19 protein-coding genes are annotated in these 25,775 nt (G+C 59.7%); 12 read left to right on the top strand and 7 right to left on the bottom strand.

What is annotated here, in order from left to right:
- Positions 1 to 6: 6 nt before the first annotated feature.
- The 8 genes from LY631_RS12130 (at position 7) to LY631_RS12095 (ending at position 9,647) form a co-directional block, all read left to right on the top strand.
- Complete coding sequence (locus tag LY631_RS12130) at positions 7 to 1,551, top strand: tripartite tricarboxylate transporter permease (protein ID WP_274425658.1); 1,545 nt, start codon at positions 7 to 9, stop codon at positions 1,549 to 1,551.
- A 28-nt stretch (positions 1,552 to 1,579) separates the two neighbouring features.
- Complete coding sequence (locus LY631_RS12125; protein WP_274425657.1) at positions 1,580 to 2,953, top strand: class-II fumarase/aspartase family protein; 1,374 nt, start codon at positions 1,580 to 1,582, stop codon at positions 2,951 to 2,953.
- 7 nt (positions 2,954 to 2,960) lie between these two features.
- On the top strand, positions 2,961 to 4,139 hold the full coding sequence (locus tag LY631_RS12120; RefSeq protein ID WP_274425655.1) for a M20 aminoacylase family protein: 1,179 nt from the start codon (positions 2,961 to 2,963) through the stop codon (positions 4,137 to 4,139).
- A gap of 5 nt (positions 4,140 to 4,144) precedes the next feature.
- Positions 4,145 to 5,518 (top strand): MmgE/PrpD family protein, encoded by a 1,374-nt coding sequence (locus tag LY631_RS12115; protein WP_274425653.1) that lies wholly within the window; start codon positions 4,145 to 4,147, stop codon positions 5,516 to 5,518.
- On the top strand, positions 5,515 to 6,273 hold the full coding sequence (locus LY631_RS12110; RefSeq protein ID WP_274425652.1) for a GNAT family N-acetyltransferase: 759 nt from the start codon (positions 5,515 to 5,517) through the stop codon (positions 6,271 to 6,273). Before LY631_RS12115 ends, LY631_RS12110 begins: the two co-directional genes overlap by 4 nt.
- A 202-nt stretch (positions 6,274 to 6,475) precedes the next feature.
- Entirely contained in the window at positions 6,476 to 7,390 is a 915-nt protein-coding gene (locus tag LY631_RS12105) for a sulfurtransferase (protein ID WP_274425650.1), read from the top strand.
- 123 nt (positions 7,391 to 7,513) lie between these two features.
- Positions 7,514 to 8,725, top strand: a complete 1,212-nt coding sequence (locus LY631_RS12100) for a YeeE/YedE family protein (RefSeq protein ID WP_274425649.1) — start codon at positions 7,514 to 7,516, stop codon at positions 8,723 to 8,725.
- A gap of 343 nt (positions 8,726 to 9,068) precedes the next feature.
- The gene (locus tag LY631_RS12095; protein ID WP_274425648.1) at positions 9,069 to 9,647 is read left to right on the top strand and encodes a DUF6969 family protein; all 579 of its coding nucleotides are present in this window, start codon (positions 9,069 to 9,071) and stop codon (positions 9,645 to 9,647) included.
- Between the two features lie 7 nt (positions 9,648 to 9,654).
- Here the strand turns inward: LY631_RS12095 and LY631_RS12090 are convergent, their stop codons facing one another.
- The 6 genes from LY631_RS12090 to LY631_RS12065 all read right to left on the bottom strand — a co-directional run bounded on the left by LY631_RS12090 (position 9,655) and on the right by LY631_RS12065 (position 20,077).
- Positions 9,655 to 10,710 carry a DUF475 domain-containing protein gene (locus tag LY631_RS12090; RefSeq protein WP_274425647.1) on the bottom strand — a complete coding sequence of 352 codons (1,056 nt, stop codon included), beginning with the start codon at positions 10,708 to 10,710 and terminating at the stop codon, positions 9,655 to 9,657.
- 306 nt (positions 10,711 to 11,016) lie between these two features.
- Entirely contained in the window at positions 11,017 to 12,477 is a 1,461-nt protein-coding gene (gene thiI, locus LY631_RS12085) for a tRNA uracil 4-sulfurtransferase ThiI (RefSeq protein WP_274425646.1), read from the bottom strand.
- A 257-nt stretch (positions 12,478 to 12,734) separates the two neighbouring features.
- Positions 12,735 to 14,069: an HlyD family type I secretion periplasmic adaptor subunit gene (locus LY631_RS12080; RefSeq protein WP_274425644.1), complete on the bottom strand. Its 1,335-nt coding sequence runs from the start codon at positions 14,067 to 14,069 to the stop codon at positions 12,735 to 12,737.
- 11 nt (positions 14,070 to 14,080) lie between these two features.
- A complete protein-coding gene (locus LY631_RS12075; RefSeq protein WP_274425643.1) occupies positions 14,081 to 16,255 on the bottom strand; it encodes a type I secretion system permease/ATPase in 2,175 nt (724 codons plus the stop codon).
- A 24-nt stretch (positions 16,256 to 16,279) separates the two neighbouring features.
- Complete coding sequence (locus LY631_RS12070; RefSeq protein ID WP_274425642.1) at positions 16,280 to 18,256, bottom strand: type I secretion protein; 1,977 nt, start codon at positions 18,254 to 18,256, stop codon at positions 16,280 to 16,282.
- A 114-nt stretch (positions 18,257 to 18,370) separates the two neighbouring features.
- A complete protein-coding gene (locus LY631_RS12065) occupies positions 18,371 to 20,077 on the bottom strand; it encodes a hypothetical protein (protein ID WP_274425641.1) in 1,707 nt (568 codons plus the stop codon).
- 634 nt (positions 20,078 to 20,711) lie between these two features.
- On the opposite strand from LY631_RS12065, the gene LY631_RS12060 reads away from it, so the two are divergent.
- From LY631_RS12060 to LY631_RS12050, 3 genes are all read left to right on the top strand, one after another.
- Positions 20,712 to 21,497, top strand: a complete 786-nt coding sequence (locus tag LY631_RS12060) for a helix-turn-helix transcriptional regulator (protein ID WP_274425640.1) — start codon at positions 20,712 to 20,714, stop codon at positions 21,495 to 21,497.
- Entirely contained in the window at positions 21,494 to 21,994 is a 501-nt protein-coding gene (locus LY631_RS12055; protein ID WP_274425638.1) for a hypothetical protein, read from the top strand. The genes LY631_RS12060 and LY631_RS12055 overlap by 4 nt, the downstream gene beginning before the upstream one ends.
- A gap of 111 nt (positions 21,995 to 22,105) precedes the next feature.
- Positions 22,106 to 23,254 (top strand): fumarylacetoacetate hydrolase family protein, encoded by a 1,149-nt coding sequence (locus LY631_RS12050; protein WP_274425892.1) that lies wholly within the window; start codon positions 22,106 to 22,108, stop codon positions 23,252 to 23,254.
- Positions 23,255 to 23,323: 69 nt separating this feature from the next.
- On the opposite strand, the gene LY631_RS12045 is transcribed toward LY631_RS12050, so the two are convergent.
- Positions 23,324 to 24,670: a DEAD/DEAH box helicase gene (locus LY631_RS12045; protein WP_274425891.1), complete on the bottom strand. Its 1,347-nt coding sequence runs from the start codon at positions 24,668 to 24,670 to the stop codon at positions 23,324 to 23,326.
- Between the two features lie 479 nt (positions 24,671 to 25,149).
- Between LY631_RS12045 and LY631_RS12040 the strand changes: the two genes are divergently transcribed.
- Positions 25,150 to 25,503 carry a lysozyme inhibitor LprI family protein gene (locus tag LY631_RS12040; RefSeq protein WP_274425637.1) on the top strand — a complete coding sequence of 118 codons (354 nt, stop codon included), beginning with the start codon at positions 25,150 to 25,152 and terminating at the stop codon, positions 25,501 to 25,503.
- Positions 25,504 to 25,775 lie beyond the last annotated feature (272 nt).

The raw sequence follows: 25,775 nt of genomic DNA, 5'->3' as shown, positions 1-25,775 counted from the left end.
TTTGAGGTGGAGGATACGCTCGCCGGGTTTCTGGTCCTCATACAGCCTGAGGTGCTGCTCTACCTGATGATCGGGGTGGTGGCCGGCCTGTTCATCGGAGCGATGCCCGGTCTCAACGACAATATCGCCTTTGCTGTCTTCATCCCTTTCGCCTTTTCCATGGATGCGGCGAATGCGCTGGCACTGATGGTCGGTGTTTATTGCGCGACCGCGATCGGCGGCGCCATACCGGCGATCGTTCTGCGCGTGCCAGGCACCGCGTCATCCTTGCTATCGTCCGTCGACGGTAACGCCATGGCCAGGCAGGGCAGGGCAAGCGAAGCCATCAGCGTGGCCATTTCCTCCTCGGTTTTCGGCGGCATCACCAGTGCGATCGTGCTGATCTTCCTGGCACCCTTGTTGGCGGCCTTCGCGCTGCGTTTCGGTCCAGTTGAAAATTTTGCGCTTGGCGTGCTCGGTCTTGCCAGTGTGGTGGGGATGATGCAGGGGAGCGTGGTTAAAGGCGTTATCGCCGCCGCCTTCGGTCTGCTCATTGCAACGGTCGGCTTCCACTACGGTGAGTCACGCTACACATTCGGCAGCTTTTATCTCTATCAGGGTGTTTCGCTCGTGCCGCTGCTGGTCGGGTTGTTCGGTGTTGCGGCTGTTCTGGAACTGGTGGAGGAAATCGTTCGCGACCGCCGGGCCGGAAAATCGATCGGCAGATTCAGCGAATCCATCAAAGCGGTGCTGCCCAACAAGGCCATGGTCGTGCGGCTTCTGCCGACCTGGGTGAGATCGTCCGTCATCGGCAATGTCATCGGCGTTATTCCAGGCGCCGGCGCGCTAATAGCCATCTATCTCAGCTATGATCAGGCGGCCCGGTCCTATGCGCGCAAACTGGGACGTGAGGAGGGCGCAACGAAGTGGGGAGAGGGTGTTCCGGAAGGTGTTGCGGCGCCTGAAGCGGCCAATAATGCCGTGGTTGCGAGCTCGATGGTGCCGCTTCTCTCTCTCGGAATTCCCGGGAATTCGGTTTCAGCTCTGTTTATCGCGGCGTTGGAAATTCAGGGTCTGACGCCCGGTCCTCTGCTGTTTCAGCGCTCGGTCGACATTGCCTGGATGATCATTCTTGCCTTCCTCGCTGCGAATATACTCATGGGGCCGGTTGCCTACCTCATGGTCAAGAGCATGATCCGTTTCGTCTACAGCCTGCCGAAGAGCGTTCTGGCAGCGGCGATCGGGTTTCTCTGCCTCACCGGCGCTTACGCGGTCGAGAGCACGATTCTGGGTGTCTGGACCGCATTGCTCTTTGGTTTCGTCGGCTATGGCTTCAAAAAAATGGGCGTGCCCATCGCACCGGTGATCCTAGCAGTGATTCTCGGCGAGCGGATCGAAAGTTCGCTGTTTAACGCCCTTCAGCTTTCGGATGGGAGCTGGTTCGTTTTCGTAAATCCGATCGCTCATCCGATCAGCGCAGTTCTTTTGGCCGCATCACTGTTCTTCATCGTGACGCCCTTCATCAAGAAGCGACGGAGAGATGCAGCCGAAGACGCTCAAAGCGTTTCCTAACGATCTCATCATCAGAATTGGACCCGTCATGGCACACATCATCGACCATTCCTATTACCGCGATAGCTGGGGCACCGCGGAAATGCGCGCGGTCTTCGACGACGAGCGCCGGTTCCAGAGGTGGCTGGACTTCTGGGCGATCCTCGCCGAGATCCAGGCGGAAGAAGGCATCATCCCGAAAGAAGCCGCAGCGGAGATTGCCGCAAAGGCGAGGGTAGACAAGCTCGATCCGGACTATATCCGCCAGGAACTGGCGAAGGCCGGGCATACGCTCGTGCCTGTGCTCCGCGCCTTTGAAAAAGCATGCGAGAAGGGTGCAGGCGAGTGGATCCATTACGGGCCGACGACCCAGGATATTCAGGACACTGCGCTGGCCATGGAAATGAAGGATGCCTGGACAGTCCTCTTCCGAAACATCAAGGCGCTGGAGATCGTTTGCCTCGAACAGGCCGATCGCTACAAGGACCTTGTCATGGTCGGGCGCACCCACAATCAGCATGCGCTGCCGATGACGCTTGGCATGAAGCTGGCGAGCTGGGCGGCCGAGTTGCGCCGCGACCTGGAGCGGCTGAAAGCAGTGCCGGATCGCGCCTTCTTCATCATGCTCCATGGCGGCGTTGGCACCATGGCCGGACTGGGGCCGGACTCGAAGGCCATAGTGAAGCGCATGGCCGAGCGGCTGGACCTCGTCTACCCACCTACCTCCTGGGCCAGCGCGCGCGACGGAATTGCCGAATTTCTCTCCGTTCTCGGCATATGCGCCGGCACGTTGGGCCGCATCGCCAACGAGGTTTTCCAGCTCTCGCGCACCGAGCTCGGCGAGATTCACGAACCCATATCGGACACGATGGTCGGAAGCTCAACCATGCCGCACAAGCGCAACGCAGTGCGTTCGGAATTCTCCGGCACCATGGTCAAGGTCGTGATGAACAATGTCACGCTCGGGCTTCAGTCAATGGTGGTCTCGCATGAGCGCGACGCCAGTGTCTGGCGGCTCGACTGGCACACCGTGCCCGAAAGCGCGATCATGCTGGACCGCGTCGTCAATCACATGCGAACCGTGGTGGGCGATCTCGCGGTCGATGAAAACCGGATCGCGGAGAATCTTGATCTCACCAATGGCGCCATTATGTCCGAAGCGCTGATGTTCCGCCTTGGCGAGAAATTGGGCAAGCAGAGCGCCCACCATGTGCTGCACGAGATCGTGGTGGAAGCCGCGCGCTCGCGCAAGCCTTTCCGCCAGGCGGTCCTGGAGTCCGAGAATCTGAAGAACGAAATCAACGCGGAAGAGCTGGAATCCATTCTCGATTATCGCGAGTATCTGGGCACAGCCACCACACAGGTCGAAGACACGATCGCTCTGTCGAAGCAGCTGTCGGTCTCCGACCCCCAACAAGAGTGAGAAAATCATGAACACGATACGAGATTATTTCCAGAGCATCGAGGCGGACCTGAAAGAGTGGCGCCAGGAGCTTCATCAGAATCCCGAGCTTGCCTTCGAGGAGCACTGGACCTCCGATTTCGTCGCGGAGAAGCTGAAAAGTTTCGGTTACGAGCCGGTGCGTGGCCTTGGCGGAACCGGCGTGGTCGCTACGATCAGCAATGGAGAAGGACCGTCGGTCGGATTGAGGGCCGACATGGACGCCCTGCCCATTCTGGAGCAGACCAATCTGCCTTTCGCCTCCAAGAACTCCGGCAAGATGCACGCCTGCGGCCATGACGGGCATATGACCATGCTCTTGGCGGCTGCGCGCTATTTCGCGGAGAGCCGTGATTTTCAGGGCACGCTCCACTTCATCTTCCAGCCGGCTGAGGAGGGCGAGGCCGGCGCCGACGCCATGATCAAGGATGGGCTGTTCGAGCAGTTTCCCGTCCAGGAGGTTTATGGACTTCACAACTGGCCGGGACTGGAGGAAGGCAGCTTTGCCGGACGGGTGGGCCCGCAGATGGCAGCCTTCGACGTCTTTGAGATAAAGATCACAGGGCAGGGCGCCCATGCCGCCATGCCGCACCTTGGCAAGGATCTGCTGCTTGCGGCGGCCAATATTCAAAGCCAATTGCAATCCATTATCGCACGTTCGGTCGATCCATTGGACACCGGCGTTGTCTCTGTTACGCAGATCCATGGCGGCGATGCCTGGAATGTGCTCCCCTCGGAAGTGATCATGCGCGGCTGCACGCGTCATTTCACTTCAAAGGTGCAGGATCTGATCGAGCAGCAGATGAGCGAGATATGCCAGGGTGTGGCGAGAAGCTTCGGCATTTCCGTGGATCTCGACTACATGCGCCGGTACCCATCGACGGTGAACACCGAGCGCGAGACCGAAATCGCGCTCTCAGCGGCCAAAGCTGTCGCAGGTGAGGACAAGGTGTCTGACACGCTGCCACCCTCGATGGCATCGGAGGACTTCGCTTTCATGCTCCAGAAGAAGCCCGGCTGCTATCTCTGGGTGGGCGCTGGCTCGACTGAAGGTGGGTGCATGCTGCACAGCCCGACTTACACGTTCAACGACAAGATCCTCGCTCCCGGTGCGGCGTGGTGGGTCAATGTCGCCAAAACCGCGCTCAAGCGCGGAACGAGCGCTTAAGCGCAATGGAATGGCTGCGGCCACTTGCAGAATGGAGCAGCGGTGAATCCGCCGAGGCACAGGCCGCGGCGGTTCGCGCAAGGGCTGCATCCGCCGTCCTCGACTGGTTTGGCGCGCTGTATGCGGGCGCTGCAAGTCCGCTGTCCGAGCGCTATTGTGGCGCAGTGCGGAGACTTTCGGGAGCGGATACGCTGCCGCTTCCCGAAGCGGCGTGGCTTCTGGCGGCGCTTTCCCACATCGAGGAGATCGATGACGGTCACCGGCTCGCCATGCTGCATCCGGGCGTCGTGGTGATGCCAGCCATCTTTCCGATGCTGCAGCCGGGAAGGGAAAGCACTATCGGTGAAATCCTGACCGCCATCACCGTAGGCTACGAGTGTGCGGTCCGCACCGGTGCCGCCCTCGGGCCCGAGCATTACAAGCGTTATCATTCGAGCGCGACGGCAGGGTGTTTCGGTGCGGCGGCCGCGGCCGGAAAGATGATGGGCCTCTCTGTCGAACAACTGATGTGGGCTTTCGGCCATGCGGGCACACAGGCCGCCGGGTTGTGGCAGATTCTCGATGATGGCGCTGAGGAAGCCAAAGCCGCCCACATCGGGTATGCCGTGCGTAACGGGCTTTTCGCTGCTTCTCTGGCATCGGAAGGTATTCCCGGTGCAACCCGCATCCTGGAAGGAGAAAGGGGCATGGCCGCCTCTGCAGGCCTACAGGCGGATCGCGCTAAGCTTGTGCCGCCGGCCGTGCCGGATGAGACCGCTCTGGCGACCGCCACCATGAAGTTCTGGCCGGTCTGCGGTCAGATACACCATATCCTCGATGCAGTCGCGCTTTTGGTCCGAGACCGGAATATCAGACCTGACACGATCCAATCCGTGACCATCCGCTCCTTCGAGGCGACAAAGCGGGTTGCCGGCATCACAGAACCCGAAACCATAGCGCAGGCGCGTTTCTCAACCACGTTCTGCGTTGCCCTTCTGATCGTGGCCGGGCGGCTCGATCTCTCCGTTCTGAAGCCGGAGGTACTTGGGGGCGAGGACATCCGTGCCCTAGCTGCTCGGGTGAATGTCGTGGCTGATGACGCGCTCACCGCGCGTTTTCCCGCCGAACGCGCCTGCCATGTCGCCATCAGCTTTTCCAATGGTGAGACGTTCGAAATCGCGCATGAGGGGCGACGGGGTGACGCGGAACAGCCGCTCTCCGCGCAGGAAATGGAGGAGCGTTTCGATGCTGCCGCCTATAAGCAATCGCCCGCTCAGCGCGTTGCCGTTCGTGAATTCGTCGGGAGGCTGGCTGAAGACGATTGGGCATCACCCGTAAGGGAAGCGGATGTTGCATCGCTGCTTGCCGCGGCGGCTTCCAAACAGGGAATAGAAGCGTGATTGCGAAAGAAAGCTCCTCCGAAAAACCGTACTGGCTCGAACTGGAGCGCATGGGAATGGAGGTTTTTCCGGCCTTTGTTGAAGAGCGCCGGAAAGGCTGTGTTTTCCGCGCAGCTGGCGGGCTGAACTTTCGCAATTCAAGCGTTACGGTTCACGATCCCGCTCGGTTCGATCTGGAGTGGTTGGTCAAGGAGACGCATTCCTTCTCCAGAGAACATGGCATCGCGCCCGTAATCCGGGTGCCGCAGCTTTGGCCGGAGTTTGAGCGGGAACTTGACGAGGCGGGATGGCATCTCTTCCGCTCATGCGCTGTCCTGGACCGTTCCTTGGAGGATCGGACGCTGGAAAGCCCTGATATGCTCGTCAAGGTGGATCGCGACCACTGGCTCGACTTTCAGCTTGGCAAACGAGCACTCGAGCCCGAGAAGGCGAAGACTCTGCGCAAGATACTCGACATGCTGCCGGACGATGCGGAGCGGCTGGCGTGGCGGGAAGACGGCAAGGAGCTTGGCGGCACGCTCCTCTGGTATGATGGCAGCTACTGCGCCTTGATGAACATGCTCGTCTCTCCTGATGCGCGTGGGACCGGGGTGGGAAAGCGCTTTCTCTCTGGCTTGCTCGACCATGCTGCCGCGTCCGGCTCGAGGACTATGTGGCTGCAAGTCCTGCTTGAGAACACACCGGCGGTTTCTCTCTACGAACGGGCGGGCTTCAAGCGCGTTTATGACTACGCCTACTATCGTCAGGAAGTTTGAGCGCGATCCGCCCCGGCGCGGCTGGATTGTCCTGCATGTCTTGAAGAATTTCGCGGTGACTGGACTCTGGTACCGCATTCTAAACGGGCGCGCATTTTGGGGTGTTCGTTTTATCCGATGGCCCGCAAGTACGAACATATGTGCTTATCCTGCGCGCAAGCGGTGGTATCCTGATGGAAATTCTCATCGAGGAGTATTCGACATGCGCATCGCCACCACAACACTTGCCGTGGCGGTTGGTCTTGCCGCACCTGTCTATGCCCAGGACGTCCGTCCGCTGGTGGACATGGAATGGCTGCAGGAAAACGCTGATAACGAGAAGCTGGTCGTCCTCGATATCCGTGATGATATCGAGGGTACCGATCTCGGCAATGAGCCCTACATTGCGGGCGCTGTGGTCGCCCCCTATGGCGAAGTAGGCTGGCGCACGGAGATCGACGGCGTTCCAGGCAAGCTGCCGCCGGTTGACGATGTTGCCGGACTGATCGGCAGCCTTGGCATCGACAATGGCGATCATGTGGTGATCGTACCGTGGGGTACGGACTCCACCGAATTCGGCAGCGCTACGCGGGTCTACTGGACTTTCAAGTATCTCGGCCATGACGCCGTCTCGATCCTCGACGGCGGCTGGCGTCAGTACGACGCGGCGGGAGGCGCGCGTGCGGCGCAGCCGATCCAGCCGGAGCCGACGGAGTTTACCTATGAGCTGCAGGAACAGCTCTTGGCCACCACGGACGAAGTCGTTGCTGCACTCGACTCCGGTGTTGTTCTGGTCGACGGCCGCCCGGCGGAGCAATTCGACGGTCAATCCAAGAGCCCTGTCGTGCGCGTCGAGGGTACGCTGCCAGGCGCCGTAAATATCGAGCACAGCGATCTCTATAGCGCCGAATACGCGCTCTTTGCCCGTCCGGAGACGGTGAGCGCGCTGGCGGAAGCCGTGAATCTTGGCGCGGATGAGGAGAACATTACCTTTTGCAACACCGGGCATTGGGCATCGATCGCCTGGTTCGGGCTAAGCGAGGTGTTCGGAAACAGGAACACCAGCATGTATGATGGTTCGATGTCGGAGTGGACGGTGGATCCCTCCCGTCCGGTCGAGAACCATTCGGACACGTAATATCCGCGGTTTCGGTCCGACACCCAACTTGCGTGGTACGCAGGCAAGTGCGACTGTCCGGCATCACCCGGGCATTTGCTCTTCGACGGGAGCGTGATCGATCAGCCGGTTGAGACACATAAAATGAGCGATATTTCTCTGGAAAGACCCGCGCTTCCGCCGGTGAAAATGGATGCCGCCCCGTTGCTTGTCGCCGGTGGAGCGCTCGCGCTCGGCTTCCTTGCCATCGCCGCACTGGTCGATTTACGCCAGGCCACGCTTTTTCTTCTCGGCGGTATACTGGGGGCCACACTCTATCACGGCTCATTCGGCTTCACCGGCGGCTGGCGTCGGATGGTGGTGGAAAAGCGCGGACGCGCGATGCGCGCTCAGGTGCTTATGATCGGGGTTGCCGCGCTTGCGATGATCCCACTCCTGGCTGCGGGGAATTTGGGCGGAGAGCAACTCGTCGGGGCCACTGCGCCCGTCGGCGTATCGGTCCTTGTCGGAGCGGCAATGTTCGGGCTGGGCATGCAACTCGGCGGCGGATGCGGCTCCGGCACCCTGTTCACCGTCGGCGGCGGTTCGGCGCGCATGCTCGTTACACTCGCCTTTTTCATTCTGGGTGCCCTGATCGGAACGGCGCATCTGCCCTGGTGGCTGGATCTGCCCTCACTTGCGCCAATCAGCATTGGTGCTGAGTTGGGCGTTGGCACGGCGGTGTTGGCCACGGTGGCGGCCCTTGGATTCGTCGCGCTCGTCACCGCTCTCATTGAGCGGCGTGCGCATGGGGCCCTGGAAGCTGAACCCGCCCCGGCGCGGCCTGGCTGGAGTTGGGCGCTGTATGGGCCGTGGCCGCTGGTGGGGGCAGGGTTGCTTTTGGCTGTGTTGAACGTGGCAACATTGTTGGTCGCAGGCCACCCCTGGTCGGTTACCTTTGGATTCGGCCTTTGGGGTGCAAAGGTCGCGCAAGCAGTCGGCGTTCCCGTCGAAAGCTGGGCGTTCTGGAATTGGCCGGGTCCGCAGGAGGCGTTGAGTTCCAGCGTCCTAGCCGACACGGTTTCGGTCATGAATTTCGGCGTCATTCTGGGCGCTGCGCTCGCGGCAAGCCTTGCCGGGAAGTTCGCGCCAAAGGTCAGCCTTCCCATCGGTTCTCTTCTGGCGGCAGCCATAGGCGGGATTCTGATGGGTTACGGCGCGCGACTGTCCTTCGGGTGCAATATCGGTGCTCTCTTCAGCGGCATCGCTTCGGGCAGCCTGCATGGCTGGCTCTGGTTCGCTGCTGCCTTCGTCGGATCGATCGCTGGCGTGTGGCTGCGTCCCTTCTTCGGTCTCGACGGATTTGCGAAGAAATGACGGCACGGAACACGCTTCTCTTCGGCGCAGCGCTCGCCACGGCCACTGCGGCTGTTGCCGTCGACTACTACAATCACCCGGTTCCGCGTGCCGCGCCGCAAGCATCACCCGCTTCCGGCGGTGCTTCCACAGCAGCGGCCCCTTGTGCTGCCGGTGCGGCTGCGTCCGCACCTTGTGCTCCCGCCGCCCCCTGTGCTCCCGCCGCCCCCTGTGCGGCAGCGGCGCCTAAAAAAGCGCCACCTCCGCCGCCGCCCGCGTCACCGCCGACCCAGGAGGATGAAACGCAACTTGCGCCTCCGCCACCACCACCGGCCTCACCGCCAGATGACTGGGGGACGGGCGGGTGAGCCAGGAAAAGGACAGGGCGCTGCAGGAGATCGTCTTTTGCGAGAGTGTCCTCGCCAAAGCAGGCCTGAACGTCCTTTTGGAGACGTTTCGCGACGTACCGGAGATCACCGCGTGGGAGCATTATCCGCCGGGTGACGTATTCGATCCGCAAAGCGGAGCGCAATGGTTCTATCATTGTCACCCGGCGGAGGAGGGTGCGACCGAGCACGGCCATTTCCACTGCTTCCTCCGGCCGGAAGGGCGCGAAGGGCCGATCCACCATCTGGCCGCCATCGGTGTGGATGCCTATGGGCGGTTGCTGCGCCTGTTCACGGTGAACCAGTGGGTGGTGGGCGACGATTGGCTAGACGCGGAGCGTACTATTGCCCTTTTGCCGCGCTTCGATATTCAGATGCCGCGGCCATCCTACCTTGTCAATCGCTGGCTAACGGCCATTTTTATTGCTTATGAAGCCGAAATTGCGGGCCTGATCGGCAAGCGTGACAAGGTGCTTGCCGATCATCGGCCAGTTGACGGCTCTTCCCCGTTCGAAGATCGTGCCCTCGAAGTTACGGCCGAGCATCGGCTTGGGTGAAGCTTAATTACCCTTCGCTCATCTCTTGCTTTCTGTTCCACCGCACGGAGGACCAGAAGGAAGCCCCGATAACAGTCGCGCCGCCCAAGCCAGTGATCAATTCCGGGATATGGATCACGGATTGTGCAAACATGATCACGGATAGCATGAGGATGGCGTAGAAGGCACCGTGCTCGAGAAAGCGGTACTGCGTGAGTGTGCCCTTCTCGACAAGCATAATGGTCATCGAACGAACATACATGGCGCCGATCCCCAAGCCGATTGCGATGACAAAGAGGTTCTGGGTGAGCGCGAAAGCGCCAATCACTCCATCAAAGGAGAAGGAGGCATCGAGGACCTCGAGATAGAGGAACGCGCCGAGGCCGCCTTTGGCCGCCGTGTGCAGCGTCTCCTGCGCGCGGTCGATAAGGGCGCCCAGAACGTCGACGAGCAGGAAGGTCAGAAGTCCCCAGATCCCGGCGTTCAGGAACACGCGTGATGCTTCGCCTTCTAGCATGCGTGAGAAGAGGAGGATGAGGATCAGAACGAAAGCGATCTCTATGCCGCGGACGCTGGCGTACTTTGACATCTGGCGCTCGAGCCACCGCGCCCAGTGTACGTCCTTCTCGTGATCGAAGAAGAACGATAGACCGACCATCATCAGGAATGTCCCGCCGAAGGCCGCGATCGGCAGATGCGCCTCATGCATGATGCGGGCATATTCCGCGGGTTCGGTGGCAGCCAGATGGATTGCTTCCCATGGCCCGACCTTCGCGGCGATCACCACAATCAGCAGCGGAAATACGATCCGCATACCGAAGACGGCGATCAGGATGCCCCACGTCAGGAACCGGCGCTGCCATTCCGGGCGCATATCCTTGAGCTTGTTTGCATTGACTATCGCATTGTCGAAAGAGAGCGATATCTCCAATACCGCGAGGACGCAGCAGATGAAGAAGATCGTAAGTGTGCCGCCGATCGTGCCGGTCATTTGCCAGCCGACCACGGCACCAAGAGCGAGGCCGAGCGCCGTGACAATGAAGGCCCAACGAAAATAAGACAGAAGAGATGTACCTGGGCCCATTGCAGACGCAGCCTCTCTGGGACGAGCGGTTCTGCTTTGCATGTCGAGTTGTAACCAATCCAGGCGGCTGGAAAGTTCGCGGTGCCGACATCACGAAAGCGCCGCCACTTTCGCCAGAGGGGCCCGGTCACCGAACAACTGCCCGTGGGGAACGGGCTATATGGAGATAGCGACTCTGAGGCGGCTAGACAAGGCTTGCCCCGCTCACTCGTGTCAGGGAAGGTGGATCAATGCGGAAATTGTGGACTGCACCTGAAGCACAATCCGCTCCACCAGAGCAACTGCGTGGTTAAAGCGGCACCGTTTTCATGTCATCTCAGGTTGGTCGTTACGCTGTCGAATAGCGCCGATGCCGCCTCTTAGCGCGTAGGCCTGATATCCGTACTGTTGCATGATCTCTGCCACATGCGCCGACTGGGTGCCGAACGGACAGTAAAGGACATAGGATTGCCGCTTGTCCAAGCTTTTCAGATCGTGGATCACGCTTTCGGGCGATCGGTTTACCGCACCCGGCAGATGCCACTGCTTGTAATGCGCCGGCGGCTGGCAGTCTATTACCTCGGCGTTCTCCGGCACATCGTCGACAAAGAGATAGTCTGTCTGCAAATCGCTTGCGGTAACCGCACCCAAATCAATCTGGCGCAGGTTGCTCAACGCATTGTGCAGTGCACTGCCGTCCATTTCTGCCTCTTCGGCGGCGATTTTGCTCGCTGTGCTGCGCACGGCCGGTGAACCTCCGGAGAGGCCGCAATGCTCGACAATTCGTTCGGACAGCAGGGCGGTCCCGATGTGCCGAGCCTGGGAAATGATCTCGGCCTTGTCGAAGCCGATCAGCGGGCGCAGGACGGGCAAGTCGGCCGCCGGTTCAATGGATCTCAAGTTCGATAGCGTCTGCGAGGAGACCTGGCCGACCGCTTCGCCGGTGATAATGGCCTGGGCCTCAAGACGTGGGGCGACACTCGAGGCAGCGCGATACATCAGCCGTTTGAGCACGATCTGCCAGAAGCGCCGCTCGACACGCGCTCTCAACTCATCGAGTGCTCCGGTCAGATCAAGCACGTACAGCCGCGGATGCTCGCCAAATGCCCACAGGTCGGTCAGCACCTTCGCCACCTGGATCACCTGGCGTTCATAGGCGCCTCCAGCCAGGTTGCAGAACAGAAAATCGACGGCAACGCCGCGCCGCATCATCCGCCAGGCGGCGACTGCCGAATCGAATCCGCCCGAGAAAAGCACCAAAGCTCTTCCTTCGCTGCCCAGCGGCAGCCCGCCGGCTCCGTCAATACGATCGGTGAAAAAGTATGCGCGGTTGCCGAGGATCTCGACATGAACGGTGATGTCCGGATTGTCGAGGTTAACGGTCGCATACGGATTCAGAGTTGCGCCCAGGTGGCGTTCGACCTCGACAGAACGGAATGGGTGCTGTCCGCTCCGGCGTGCACGCACGGCGTAGCGCTTCCCCTCGACCTTGCGCGCGAATGCCTCCTCGGCCGTTCGTGCCATCTCCGTGAGATCGGCTCTACACTGTGTCAATACGGGCGAAAAGTTGGAGAGACCGAAAATCCGGCCGAGTATTGCTTGAGTCCGCGCCTCGTCGCTCGCAAATATGAAAAGCCGGCCATGTTTCTGGACTATTCGTGCTCGCACTCCGGCCCCGGCAAGGGCGGCGTGGACATTCTTCCGCATAATACTTGAGAAATGCGAGCGGGTTCTGGGCGACTTGGTCGCAAAATCCGCGGAAAAACGCACGATAAACAGCGGCTTCATTCATCTCACCGGGTTTGTGGACAGTATCCTTATGCTCCAACGCATCTCTGGTGATAATGAAGCCTCGGCGATTCCGCCAGTCTTCAGTTTTGGTCCTGTGACTCCATTCTTCAGGTTGGTTCGTTAGAGGATTGTTTCACCAATATATTTGGTCCCTGCTACTATAACGATGACAGCGCCTGTGTACCTCCCCTCGGCTTGTGTCGGACCTTCAAGTGCTCGCCGCGATGAATGTCCACCTGCGCGGCACAAACGAACTACCGCTCGGCGAACGCCCGGGACATGCTGTCGCGAATGGGCTTGACCAGGTAGCTTAGAAAGGTTCGCTCGGCGGTTTCTATAAGCACCTCCGCCGGCATGCCGGGCGTGGGGGCAAAGCCGTGTATCCGCTCCAACTCGCTTGGGTCCAATCGGACACGAACGACGTAAGCTTCGCGTCCAGAGGATGAATCGTCTGGAACGGAATCAGCCGAGACGTAGAAGACTTCGCCATCGAGGACAGGTGTGGTTCGGCGGTTAAGTGCCGTCAGCCGAATGGTGGCAGGCTGCCCGATCTTCACGCTGTCGATCTCGCTTTGCAGGATGTAGGTTTCGATGATCAGCGGCACGTCGACAGGCAGAATTTCGAGAATGCTCTTGCCGCTCTCCACAACGCCGCCCGGCGTATAGTAGTGCATTCGTACGACCACGCCGGAAACGGGCGCGTCTATGGTTACGCGATCGAGCACACGGCGGGCGGAACGGGCTTCCTCGCGCACGGTGTCGAGTTCCGACGCGACAGGCTGAAGTTGGTCGAGTGCGGCCTGCCGGTATGCGGAGCGGGTCTGTTCGATTTGCTGTTCGTGCTTTTCTATTTGTGCCTGCGTCTCGGATATCTCGGCCCGCAGCCGGCCGATATTGCCTTCCGCATCGGCCATGGCCCGCTCTATGGCACGGAGTTCAGGCGCGCGGATCAGCCCCTTGTCGAAAAGTGTTTTCTTACCATCATACTCCTGCTCAAGCAGTTCAACCTGTCGGTAGTGGGACGCAAGAAGTGATTGGTAACCTTCGCCACGAAACTCCAGCGAATGAATATTGTGTTCGAGGAGTTTGATGTCGCTAGTGAGCTTTTCCCGCACGGCACGGAAACTCGCATTCTGCTCTTCGATGATTTCTGCCACTTTCGGATGGGAAAGGTTTGCCTGGATCATCTCGGGGAAGGTGATCTGGTCGCGTCCGGCCTGCTCGGCTTCCAGCCGCGCGACAACTGCCTCAAGACGCGCGCGCCGGAGGAAAAGCTGGCGTTCTTTGACAAGCGCGGCGGTTTCGTCCAACCGGATCAGCGTCTGGCCTTTTTCCACCATGTCGCCTTCGCTGACGAGAATTTCCTCGATGATTCCGCCTTCGAGGTGCTGAATGATTTTGTTTTTACCGGTTGCGACGAAGCTACCCTGGGAGATAATCGCCGCCGCTAGCGGAGCGGTTGCCGCCCAGGCTCCGAAACCGCCAAAGAAGAGGGCAATGAGAACGAGTCCGATGATCGTATGTTTTCGGATCGAACGTGGAACTTCCGTGTACCACTCGGCATCCTGCACCTTTACAATGGCGTTCATCGTTCTTCTCTCTATTGCTGCTGGCCTGATGGTCCGCCCAGGCCTCTGACGCCGCGCGCGGCAAGCGTTCCAAGCACTTCCTGACGCTTGCCGAACAGGGTCACCGTTCCGTTGGTCAGGAACAAGATCTTGTCGACACACTGTAGAAGGCTCGGCCGCTGGGTAATGGTGACAACCGTTATGCCGTTTTGCTTTGCGTGCTGCATTGCACGGGCCAGTGCAGCTTCGCCGTCGGCATCCAGGTTCGAGTTGGGTTCATCGAGAACAACCAGCCTGGGATTGCCGAAGAAGGCCCGTGCAAGCGCGATGCGCTGCTTCTGTCCACCGGAAAGGGGCGTGCCATCGGCCGCTACCACCGTCTCGTAGCCATGGGCAAAATTGGCGATCAGCTCATGAACGTCGGCGAGCTTGGCGGCTTCGTAGATGGCCTCATCGCTTGCATCGTCCCGCATGCGGGCGATGTTGGCCTTGATAGAGCCGGGGAAGAGTTGCACGTCCTGTGGCAGGTAACCGATGTTCTCGCCGAACTGCCGCTGATCCCAGTTGCGCAGGTCCATGAGATCGAGGCGAACATTGCCCGAGGTCGGCAGGATGGAGCCCACGAGCATCTTTCCGAGCGTGGTTTTCCCAGCGCCGGAATTGCCGATAATGGCGAGGCTTTCACCCGGCAGGAGCGAGAAGGTGATGCCATTGAGGACGACGCGCTTGGTTCCTTGAGGAACGTAGAGAAGTCGTTCGACATCCAGCCGTCCCTGAGGTTTGGGTAGGAGCAGCCGCTCGAGGTTAAGAGGAGAAGCTTGCAGCAGCGATGAAATGCGCCCGTAGGAAGCCTTGGACTGAACGACGTTGTGCCAGCCTTCGATTGCTCCCTCCACCGGTGCGAGCGCGCGCCCGGCGATGATCGAAGCGGCAATCACCATTCCGCCCGTTATATCCCCCAGGATCGCTAGATAGGCGCCCCAGCCGAGCATGCCGACCTGCGCGAGCAGTCGGATACTCTTGGAAACAGCCGCCGAGACGATGTTGCGGTCCTGCGCGGTGACCTGGGCAGTGAGGGAGCGGGCCGTGTCTTTCCCCCAAATGCTGACCGCCTCTGGAATCATTGCCAGCGCATTGATGATCTGTGAGTTGCGCGACATTGAGTCGAGATGGAGGTTTGCCTTGCTAAGGTGCTGGTTGGCCTCGCCGAAGGGGCCGGATGTCGCGCGCTGGTTTATGATTGCGACCACAAGAAGCATTAACGAGGCGGTCACAACGATCCAGCCGAGTTCCGGGTGGATGAGAAAGACAGCCAGGAAGAACAGAGGCGCCATCGGTACGTCGAGGAATGACAGCAGCGTTCCGGATACCAGGAATTGGCGCAACTGCTGGAGATCGCCGAGGATCTGATATTCCCGGCCGTTGCTATGCAACGATGCGCGTGCCGCTGCGCTGAGTACAGGCGTTCCAAGCTGCACCGCCATTTCGACCGCGGTGCGCATGAGAATGAAGCGCCGGATAGCGTCGAAGACGGCCTGCAGAATAACGGCGGCAACGATGACGACCGTCAGCATGACGAGCGTGTCGATTGAACGGCTGGTCAGCACGCGGTCGGAAATTTGGAAAAGGTAGATCGGGATCGCCAGAACGAGGATGTTGGTGGCAACCGTGAAGACCATCGCCGCGGCGAGGTTGCGGCGTACCGCATTCAAGCCTGCCTTGAGACTGCTTGCAAAGTCGACGGGACCGAGCCGTTTGTGAAATTGCCCGCTTCCTCCGCTGTCCCCGCCGCCGCGCCGGCCGTCTCCATTTCCGCCGGAGCCGGAGCCGCCGTCGGAGCCTTCGATCGGTCCGCGATTTACATCGAGCAGCAGATGCCCCGGCTTTCGGGCATCTGACCTGACTTTAGAGCCCGGAGCTTCTAAATTTTCCCGTGCTTCCGCCGGTTTGTGGGGCGGCTCCTGGCTTTTCGACGGTGTTTCAGTCTCCTCGACGGAGGACCTCGCCGAGGGGGCAGTCTCGTTAGCGAGTGCTTCGGCGACGTCAGCGACCAGTTTGGCTGAAACACGGTCAAACTCCTCGTCAGCGGCCGCTTTCCGGCGTTGAAGTTGTTGCCAAAGATCGGGTTCCGGCGTGAGGGTCTCACTGCCTCCGGCCCAGGTGGCTGATCCGCCAATCCTTGCCGCATTGTGGTTTGAGGCGGTCATGCGGTCCCCCTGATGGTTTGTCGATTAGGCAAGCATCGTCTGCATCACATCCGGATGCGTGCCGTCGTTGATGTGTATGTCTCCCGTCGGCGCCTCTGTGGGCCTGTCGGTGAGCATTTCGTCATCAAGAAAGGCGACCGCCTCGTTGATGAGCGCATCCGCGTCCTGGCCGGCCAAGCTCGGATCCGACGATATGAACTCTGCTTGGACCAGGAGCTCTTGTGAGTAGTGGTTTCCGGCTAGATAGGTCTTGCCCGCCGCATCCACGTCGTGAATCCCCGCGAAGTTGAGAAGGGCGTTGCCGCCCGTCATCACGGACCAGTTGGCGTCCATTCTTGGGGCGAGGGCGTTCATGGCGAGCGCAATTTGATCAGCGTCACCGAGGACATTCGTCTGCTTAATGAATTGCACGTCGAGAAGGTCACCGCCCACGAAGAGGACTCGCAGGTAGGGCAGGTCCTGGAATGCACTGTCCTTAAGAACGTCGTTATCGATGTGCATCGAGCCAGAGGCGAAGCTCTCACCTGTTGCCCGATACCCGGCAGGCATGGCTTCAAATCGGTCATGCGCACCGACATTGGTGATCTGTGCCTGGTTCCAGAGAAGGTTTCCGGTGGTGCCGAAGGTGCCGTTGCCCGTCGTCTGAAATCCCTCGACGGTGCCGATCAGATCGTTGTCGAACAGTACGTTCGTCTGCTGGATGATGTTGGAATCGTAAATATTGCCACCGACGACGATAAGGTCGTAGTAAAGGCCCAGATCGGCTACCGATACGCCATTCACTTGCGTATTGCCGCCGGCGAGGATGGTTGATTTCACGCCTGAGGACGCCAGGACGGCGGTATCGTTGTCTGCCATGAAATTGAATTGCTCGATCCAATTGAGAAGGACGAGATCGCCCTCCACGCGTGATACCGCCCAATGTTGCGGGAATTGTCCCGAAGCGGGGGCGGGCTCGCCGCCGACAGAAGAAGAGGCGTCTATCCGCTCGATATTGGCGATGTTGAAAGCCTGCGTCGGGCTCGAAATTTCGGTCCAGGCGCCGGTTTGCGTGCTTACCAGATCCTGGTCCCACCAGGCATTGGTCTGTACGATGGCGTTTATTTCATAGCTGTCGCCCATCCCGGCTATAACCCTGCCGGTCATCCAGTCGTTTCCGAGGATCGCCTCGTTGACCAGTTCGTTTCCGCCTCCCTCAAATTCGACTTTTGGCTCGATGAGCCCGTTGCCCTTGCCGGGTTGCGGGCCTCGGGAAGGGGAGGCGATCTCCTCCTGGTCTGGCCGATAGTCGGACAATTTTGGCGCGTCAGTGACTTCCAGCCCATTCACGAAGTGCCCGCTCAACACGGGGCCGGCATAAACCGTTACACCATCCTGAGGGGGCGCTTCGGCCGCTTCGGCTATTGCGTGCCAAGCATCCATCACCGTGTCTGCAATGCTGTCTTGCGTTGCAGGGGATTCGATCGCGGAAAAGGGCGAAACGGACTCTGCCTCCTGCAACATGGCAAGAAGTTCCGGTCCAGTTTCGAAGGGCGGCTTGACCATCGCAAGGCCGGAGCCGCCAAGGCTCAGATAGTCGTTGTCGTTCAGGAAGGCATTCTGCTTGATGAATGCCGCGTAGGATCCGTGAGGAGGTAGCTCAAAGGGGGCGAACCCTGCAGTTTCCCGGGGAAGGGCGGATGTTAGGGTTTTTGCCGTCGGCTCGGGTGTATCTGCGCCGTTCAACTCCACAGGGATCGGATCGTGAATGACGTTGGATTCCGCCTTGAGTTCCTCCGGCGGAACCGGCGGAGGCGTATACTCGAGAACCGGTGTGAAATCCCGCAACGCGTATTCCTCGCGGGGCTTTTCTTGTTCCTCATCCGGTTGTTGCGCGTCGTCGTCTTTTCGTCGGGAGGCGTCAAAGGACTCGTAGGCCTCGCGCATCCGCGTTGCATCGGTGATGGTCTCGAACACCCCGATAAAGTGGGCGATAGCTTCTGTGATCTTGTCTAGGGCCATCGCAATCACCTGTCATTACCACGAGCATGCCAGACAGCCGTCCAAACCATCGGGCCTGGTTGAATGGGCCGCCTCAACGGCGGCCCACTTGATTTTCGTGAGGAAACGAGCACGTCAGCTCGTCAGGCCTTCGTCTTCGCCGACTGCCGAGCTGGTCAGATTTCCGCCGACCACCGTCATATCGACGGCATTCTGCTGCAGGTTCGCACCAAGCACGATCTCCTGATTGAATGCGCTGGTCTCTACCCATGCGTCGGCATGTGCTTGAGAGAGCCCTTCGACGAATCCGTCGTCGCCGTTGTTGGACCCCCACATTCCGCCTGCGCCACCGGCACCGCCGCTGCCCGACGTCGCCGTGCCGCCGTCTCCGCCGTCACCGCCGAAGGCTAGGGCGTCGCCACCGAAAGCGAAACCGCCAAGGGCGTCACCGCCGTTTCCGGCTCCGCCCGTGGCACCACCGCCGGCACCACCGTCACCGCCGGCCGCGAGCGCAATGCCAGCTCCGGCACCGAGCGCACCGGCTATGCCGACGCCGTTTCCGGCTTCCGCATCTCCGCCTTCGCCACCGGTACCACCAGTACCACCGGTGCCTATTCCGCCGGTCCCGCCGAAAGCGTCACCGCCGCCACCGCTAAAGGCGTTTCCGCCCTCGCCACCGTCGCCGCCGTCGTCGCTTACGCCGACACCGATCCCGGCCAGAGCGTCTTTCGCCAGTCCGAGGCCGACTCCGATGGAGTCTCCGCCTTCGCCGCCAGCGCCACCCGTGGAAATGCCGCCTTCGCCGCCGGTCGCTTCTCCGCCCTCGCCGCCGGTGCCTTCACCACCTTCGCCGCCTTCGCCGCCTTCACCGGCGTTTCCGGCACTGCCGCCGGCGCCGATACCTGCTGCCAATGCGCCAAGGCCGATACCGAGAGCGCCCGCATCACCGCCGTCGGCTCCGTTGCCACCTGCGGCGTCGCCGCCTTCGCCGTCACCGCCATCGGCAAAGCCGCCGAAAGCTGAGCCGCCGTAGGCTTTGGCTTCTTCGCCATCGCCGCCATTGGTATAAGCGTCACCATCAGAGGCTCCGCCCTCGCCGCCGGCCACGATGCCTTCACCGGCATCAGCATCTCCGCCATAGGCACTGCCGTTCTGCGACCAATCGGCGTTGTTCGCCAGGCTCACGTTCTCGAGGCTATCGGCATCGTCAATACGGGCGTTCTGGCTGATCGCCATTCCGACGTCGTTGCCGGCGCCGTTGAGCGATTCGTTGAGAACGTTGGAGACGTTCATGTCATCGCCCGGATCGAAAACGGTCGAACCATCGCGGTTGACGAAGATGTTGTCGAACTCATTGTCGTGCAGATCGAGGTCTGCAAAGTCATCGTCAGACGGTTCGTAGCCAGACAAGTCGACATCCACGTCTACGTCCACGTCCGTCGAGCTTTCGACAGTCGTGGTATTTTCGTTGATGTTCGTATTCTCGTTGTCGTTGTCGTTGTCGTTGTCGTTGTTGTTGTCGTTGTTGTTGCCATTCTCGTTGGCATTGCCATTGAGATTGCCATTCAGGTTCGCATTTGCTGCGAAGTTTGTGCTGCTGCTGTTGGATTCCGCATCTGCGTTTCCGTCAGCATTGGCCGTTGCATCGCTTTCCGCGTCACTGTCCGAGGCGGAGTCGCTGCTGTTTTCGCTATAGGAACCGTTGACATTAACGTTCAGCTGTTCCTGACCTTGCCACTGATCTTGATATTGATCCTGCCACTGGTGCTGATCCTGATCTTGGCTCTGGTCCTGATCTTGATCTCCAAAATCCCAAGGCAGCCAGTTGTTTCTGTTACCCATTGTCTTGTCCTGCTGGTAAGCCGTCCCGACATTGACCTCGGTTCATCTTCAATGAGGTCTTGGCGCCGGATACGGAGGTTGAGTTTTCTGGTTTGCGGGTGATGGACGCGCATCGACGCGGCATGCACCCGGAATGCACCTGTTCCTTGTGGGACCCTCCCTTGTTTCGAGGGCGCCGGGGTGTGGGGCTTTGCCAGCGGCTTTTTTCACGCAGTACTCAGGTGGCCTTGCCCCGGAACACCTGCGTCGCCATTGCAACGGGGCAAGTGTGCCTTTGAACAGGGGGGCGCATAAGATGACACTTCAGTTTAGGAAGTTTGGTCCGGGAAAAGCAGTGGTTTGGCTAGTGCAGCGCCTATGTATTAGCTCATTCGAGCGAATAGGCAGCCGTAGCTCCCTTGCGCCCGGGTTCGTGAGCCCGCACGCGGTTTCCAGCGTGCAATGAGGTTCTCCTCTTTCGAACAGATTGCGTGGAAAGAGCTACACCTTCCTACCAATCGGCTAATGCGTCGTCGACGTTACCTACTACCATTGAGGTGGCACCTCGCTCCTTCAGCCAGTTTCTAGAACCTGGTGCAGTTCGGGTAGAATTCCTCCGAATAGATCGGTTTGTTGACCTGGGAGGAGGTCTGCCATGCTACGCAGCGAACTGGGAGCTGGATCAGCCGGCTTTTCGAGGGTGCTCGATGGAGAGGCGGTGAAGCAGCATCAGAGAGTGCTGTTGTTCGTCGCTCCGCCGGGAAGTATTTCGGAAGCGCTTGTAGCGGCGATCGAGAGGGAGTTCAGGTGGATCTCGGTGCGGATCGTTCCGGAGCCGGCACTGGCACGTGCGAAGTTCGATGTTCCGGTACAGCTTATCCTGGTCGATACGAACCATATCGACGAGTTGCTAGAGCACTGGAAGGAAATTGAAGAGGCGCATCCCTTTGCTTCCATGGCTGTGACCGCCAGTCACAGCAAGATATGCATGGACGCGTTTCAGAAAGCAGCGGCGAGGCGGGCTATCCGGGGCATAGTGCCGATGGACGTCAACCTCGACATCTGGCTTTCCGTGGTTTGTATAATGCTAAAGGGGGGCGAATACTTTCCGCCGGAACTGTTTCAGCGCAACACAAGCGACCTGTCAGCGCCGGTAGAAGCGCCGCCAAAGCATACCGCGGAGCCGACCGATAGCGCCCGTGCCGTCAAGGGTCTTACCGCAAGAGAGCTGCAAGTGCTCTCCTGCGTCGCCAAGGGCCTACAGAACAAGCTCATTGCAGCTGAGCTCGGCCTCTCTGAACACACGGTCAAGATTCATATCCATAACACCATTCGAAAACTCGGCGCGCATAACAGAACCGAGGCCGCGGCCCTGTATTTCCGCTGCACCGAGGGCTGGCGGGGTGGATTACAAGCCGCCTCCAATGAGGTGCCGCTATGAACGTGCCCAGTCGTATGTCGAACCTGCACGAGATTTTGCTGCTGCTCGGCCGATTGAACTACACATGGACGAATACAGAAAGTTTGCTGATATATCTGATCGCTGGGCTCGCCAGTGTCGACAAGGAGAAAGCTGCCGTCATTTTTCTGACGCTTAATACCACACGGGCACGGATCGACCTTGTGGAGCGACTCGCCAAGCTGAAGTCCACGCCGGCCGATTGCCGGCAGGAAGTGCTTTCCTTGACAAGAAGCCTGCTGCGCGAGGCGGGTCTACGCAACAAGTTCAACCACTGCATATACTCGTTCGACCCCGAGAACGGCCGCGGTATGACACAAATGATGCGCATTGCCGACAGCAAGGACGAGATCCGGTACGGGAAGGTTGAAAGCCTGGACGAGGCGGAAGTTCAAAGAATCCGGGATTGCATCGCCTCCTTGGGCACCATCAACCGGGACGTATGGCAACTGGTCGGAAGGTACGATTTCCCAACGTAAGCGCTACGCTGCAAGCCAAAGGCACAGTGATCTCTGGGACGGATACATCTTTGACACGCGTGGGTTAGTGATTAAGCTCATCCGAACTCGATTCTTCCTGCAGGAGCGTTGATATTGAAACGGGAAACGTTTGACGCTGGGCACTTCGTCGGGCGCGTCTGGCGCCCGGACGTCGATGGGCCGGCCGTTGTCGTCGTGCGCGAGGGACGCGTGGTCGACATCACTTCGCGTGAAATCCCTACAATGCGGGACCTGCTGGAGTTAGATGATCCTGTAGCGGCTGTCGATGACGCAAAGGGAGCAGACCTTGGCTCTCTTGAAGCCGTTGCGGAGAGTTCACGCGAACCTTCCGCCGACAGTCTCCATTTTCTTGCCCCGTGTGATCTGCAGGCGGTCAAAGCTTGTGGTGTGACGTTTGCACGCTCAATGATCGAGCGTGTTATCGAAGAGCAGGCTGCGGGAGATCCGTCAAAGGCCGCCGCAATCCGCGAACGCGCGATCAAGATCATTGGCGAGAGTCTGAACAACCTAAAACCCGGCTCGCCCGAGGCGGCGGCAATGAAGAAGGCCTTTCAGGAGGAGGGTGTCTGGTCGCAGTATCTGGAGGTCGGTATCGGCCCCGATGCTGAGGTCTTCACGAAAAGCCAGCCGATGGCCTCCGTAGGATGGGGGGCTTCCATTGGGCTACATCCGATCTCGAAATGGAATAATCCGGAGCCCGAGATCGTGCTCGCGGTCGATAGCGGCGGAACGGTAAAAGGGGCGACACTCGGCAATGATGTCAATTTGCGTGACGTCGAGGGGCGTTCCGCGCTGCTTCTGGGGAAGGCGAAGGACAACAACGCTTCCTGCTCAATCGGGCCCTTTATCCGCTTGTTCGACGATACCTATTCCATGGATCACGTCCGCTCCGCCGAGCTGGATCTGGTCGTCGAAGGCGAGGACGGGTTTATTCTCGAGGGGCATAGCTCGATGCGGGAGATCAGCCGTGATCCGCTCGATCTCGTATCACAAACGATCGGGCGGCATCACCAGTATCCTGACGGCTTTATGCTTTTTCTCGGAACGCTGTTCGCCCCTGTTAAGGACCGCGATGCGCCCGGCCAGGGGTTCACTCACAAGACGGGCGATGTCGTCAGGATCTCCAATCCGCAGCTTGGCCCGCTGATCAACACCGTACGTCTTTCTACCGAGTGTCCCGAGTGGCGGTTCGGCGTCGCTGCTTTGATGCGTAACTTGGCAAAGCGCAACCATCTCTAATAACTTCGCGATGGCCGCGCCTTACCGAAGATGTCGGGTTAAAGGTGTGGTGAGGAATGGGCCGCGCTCTTATGCAGCCCGCTCTCCCGCGCCAAATCCGCGGCGCTTTCCACGAAACTTCCTCTTGCCTGCGCGTTGGCCGGCCGGTGCTTTGCCGCTGCCGAATTCACCGTTGCGTTGGCGGCTCGGACGCTGCCCTGAAGCATAGTCGTCTCGTGACTTCGCATTGCCGTTCGCGATTGCATCTTGCGCGCGGTTCTGCTCACGCGCCGGTTGCTGCGGGTCGGGCCCGCGGGAATGATCGGCCGCGATCGGGAGGCGCATGCGTATCACGCGTTCGACTGCTCGCAGTTTCGAGCTTTCGGTTGGGTCGCACAAGGTGATGGCGATCCCGTCAGCGCCGTTACGCCCGGTCCGCCCGATGCGGTGAACATAGCTTTCCGCCTCGTCCGGCAGGTCGAAGTTCACGACGTGTGTGATGCCGGGCACGTCGATGCCACGGGCGGCGATATCGGTCGCGACAAGGATGCGGACATTGCCACTGCGGAAACCCTTCAGCGCTTTTTGTCGGGCATTCTGCGACTTGTTGCCGTGGATCGCGGCCGCGTCGAAGCCGTCACGCTCCAGATCGCGGGTTACCCGATCCGCGCCATGCTTGGTTCGCGCGAAGACGATCACGGATCGCATCGCCTCGTCGGTCAGCAAGCTGGAAAGAACCTGCCGTTTCTGTTTGGTCCGCGCGATAACCACGCTCTGCGTAATCTCGGCGGCCGTCGTGCCTTGTGGCGCGACCTCGACACGGACCGGATCCTTGAGAAGTCCTTGCGCGAGCGCGTCGATCTCCTTCGGCATGGTGGCGGAAAACAGCGCGGTCTGGCGGTCCGGGTGCGTAGCACTCGCGATGCGTTTCACATCCCGGATGAAGCCCATGTCGAGCATGCGGTCGGCCTCATCGAGTACCAGCCAGCGTGTCTCGGCGAGGTTCACCTCGCCGGCGCGGACGAGATCGGTTAGCCGGCCCGGCGTAGCGATCAGGACATCGACACCAGATGCAATCCGTCTGATTTGAGAGTTGCGCGATACGCCGCCCAGGACGAGCGCGGTCGAGATATGCAAGCCTTTAGACAAGACGCGAATTGTCTCTTCGATCTGCACGGCCAGCTCCCGGGTGGGTGCCAGGATCAACGCGTGTGCGGATTTACGCTTCCGCTTGGCGGCAAGCCCCACGAGCTTCATCAGAATGGGCAGGCTGAACGCCGCCGTCTTCCCGGAGCCGGTTTGGGCGACACCAAGGAGGTCTCGGCCCTGGAGATGCGCGGGGATAGCCTGCTGCTGGATCGGCTTCGGCTCGGTAAAGCCGATGCTGCCGACGGCCTTCAGCAGTGCACCTGATATTCCAAGTTCGGCGAAGCCCATCGGCTCCGGATTAATTGCAATATTCAAAATTGTTCTCTTTCATGCAGCCTCGGCCGCAAAAACTATCGCGGCAGAGCGCATCTGCCGGTCAAATGATTTGGTATTTACGACGAAACGGCGGGATTTCCCACACGGATGCGCTGTCGTGCCCGCAAGCTTCATGCCTCGGGGCTTATTCTCGCGCTTGCCGTGATAGTCGGAAAGGGAGAAATCAGACGCAACCAAGTCCTCTGCAGGAGGGTCATCTTAATCGACCCAAGCGCCTAATGCACTGCATATGGCGCTGTTCGCAGCAGAATGCAAATGGAATCGTAGACGAGATTGATGGTTCTTGGTCCTTGCGCCATTTTGTTGATGCCCACAGACCCGAGGGTAATATAGGACGACCGGTCAATGGTGTAGTGCCGAAGGGAAGGAGATACCGGGTGAGACCACTGCTTTTTGCTGCGGCTGTCTTGGGCGCGTTCGCATCAAGCGCGATGGCTGATGAAAATTGCGCCGATGCGCAAGACCAGGCCACGCTGAACGAATGCGCTTACGATGCATACAACACGGCAGATGAGCGACTGAACGCTGAATACAAGGCAGTCATGAAGCGCCTGGGTGATGATGATGCTACCAAAAGCAGCCTGATAGCAGCGCAACGCGCGTGGATTGCCTATCGCGACGCGGAATGCAAATTTCAGGCATCCGGTGTCGAAGGCGGCAGCATCTATCCGACAATCCGTGCCTTCTGCTTGCGACAACTCACCGACGCCAGGACTCAGGATCTCGAGGATTATCTGAGGTGCCAGGAAGGTGATCTAGGTTGCCCTGTCCCGGCGGCAAATTAATGCGCGAGACCCTTCCCGATTGTCCTGTAGAGATGCTTTGCAAGAAGCGATCGCGACAGAGAGGTGGAAGGGAACTCGGCATCGTTCCTGTGGAAGGACGTCCGGGAAAGCAATCAGTTTGGCCAGGCGTACGGCAGCTTCAGCCGTGTGGCCGTGCGGATCAGAAGGCGTTGCGGTCTGAAAGTGGTGGACTTGTCCTGCCGCGCCAAGCTTCTAAACAGTCGGCAAAATTTCACAAGCGGTGGTTGTGGTCTTCTGATGTGCTTTCACTG

The sequence above is a fragment of the Chelativorans sp. YIM 93263 genome (genome assembly GCF_028767125.1).
In the GTDB taxonomy this organism is placed as follows: domain Bacteria; phylum Pseudomonadota; class Alphaproteobacteria; order Rhizobiales; family Rhizobiaceae; genus Chelativorans.
This window is presented reverse-complemented; position numbering and strand designations above follow the sequence as displayed.

Excerpts from the sequence above, each read along its gene's own strand:
- LY631_RS12125 (WP_274425657.1), top strand. The coding sequence starts at position 1,580 with ATGGCACACATCATCGACCATTCCTATTACCGCGATAGCTGGGGCACC.
- LY631_RS12120 (WP_274425655.1), top strand. The coding sequence starts at position 2,961 with ATGAACACGATACGAGATTATTTCCAGAGCATCGAGGCGGACCTGAAA.
- LY631_RS12115 (WP_274425653.1), top strand. The coding sequence starts at position 4,145 with ATGGAATGGCTGCGGCCACTTGCAGAATGGAGCAGCGGTGAATCCGCC.
- LY631_RS12105 (WP_274425650.1), top strand. The coding sequence starts at position 6,476 with ATGCGCATCGCCACCACAACACTTGCCGTGGCGGTTGGTCTTGCCGCA.
- LY631_RS12100 (WP_274425649.1), top strand. The coding sequence starts at position 7,514 with ATGAGCGATATTTCTCTGGAAAGACCCGCGCTTCCGCCGGTGAAAATG.
- LY631_RS12090 (WP_274425647.1), bottom strand. The coding sequence starts at position 10,710 with ATGGGCCCAGGTACATCTCTTCTGTCTTATTTTCGTTGGGCCTTCATT.
- thiI (WP_274425646.1), bottom strand. The coding sequence starts at position 12,477 with ATGAAGCCGCTGTTTATCGTGCGTTTTTCCGCGGATTTTGCGACCAAG.
- LY631_RS12080 (WP_274425644.1), bottom strand. The coding sequence starts at position 14,069 with ATGAACGCCATTGTAAAGGTGCAGGATGCCGAGTGGTACACGGAAGTT.
- LY631_RS12075 (WP_274425643.1), bottom strand. The coding sequence starts at position 16,255 with ATGACCGCCTCAAACCACAATGCGGCAAGGATTGGCGGATCAGCCACC.
- LY631_RS12070 (WP_274425642.1), bottom strand. The coding sequence starts at position 18,256 with ATGGCCCTAGACAAGATCACAGAAGCTATCGCCCACTTTATCGGGGTG.
- LY631_RS12065 (WP_274425641.1), bottom strand. The coding sequence starts at position 20,077 with ATGGGTAACAGAAACAACTGGCTGCCTTGGGATTTTGGAGATCAAGAT.
- LY631_RS12060 (WP_274425640.1), top strand. The coding sequence starts at position 20,712 with ATGCTACGCAGCGAACTGGGAGCTGGATCAGCCGGCTTTTCGAGGGTG.
- LY631_RS12055 (WP_274425638.1), top strand. The coding sequence starts at position 21,494 with ATGAACGTGCCCAGTCGTATGTCGAACCTGCACGAGATTTTGCTGCTG.
- LY631_RS12045 (WP_274425891.1), bottom strand. The coding sequence starts at position 24,670 with ATGGGCTTCGCCGAACTTGGAATATCAGGTGCACTGCTGAAGGCCGTC.
- LY631_RS12040 (WP_274425637.1), top strand. The coding sequence starts at position 25,150 with ATGGCTGATGAAAATTGCGCCGATGCGCAAGACCAGGCCACGCTGAAC.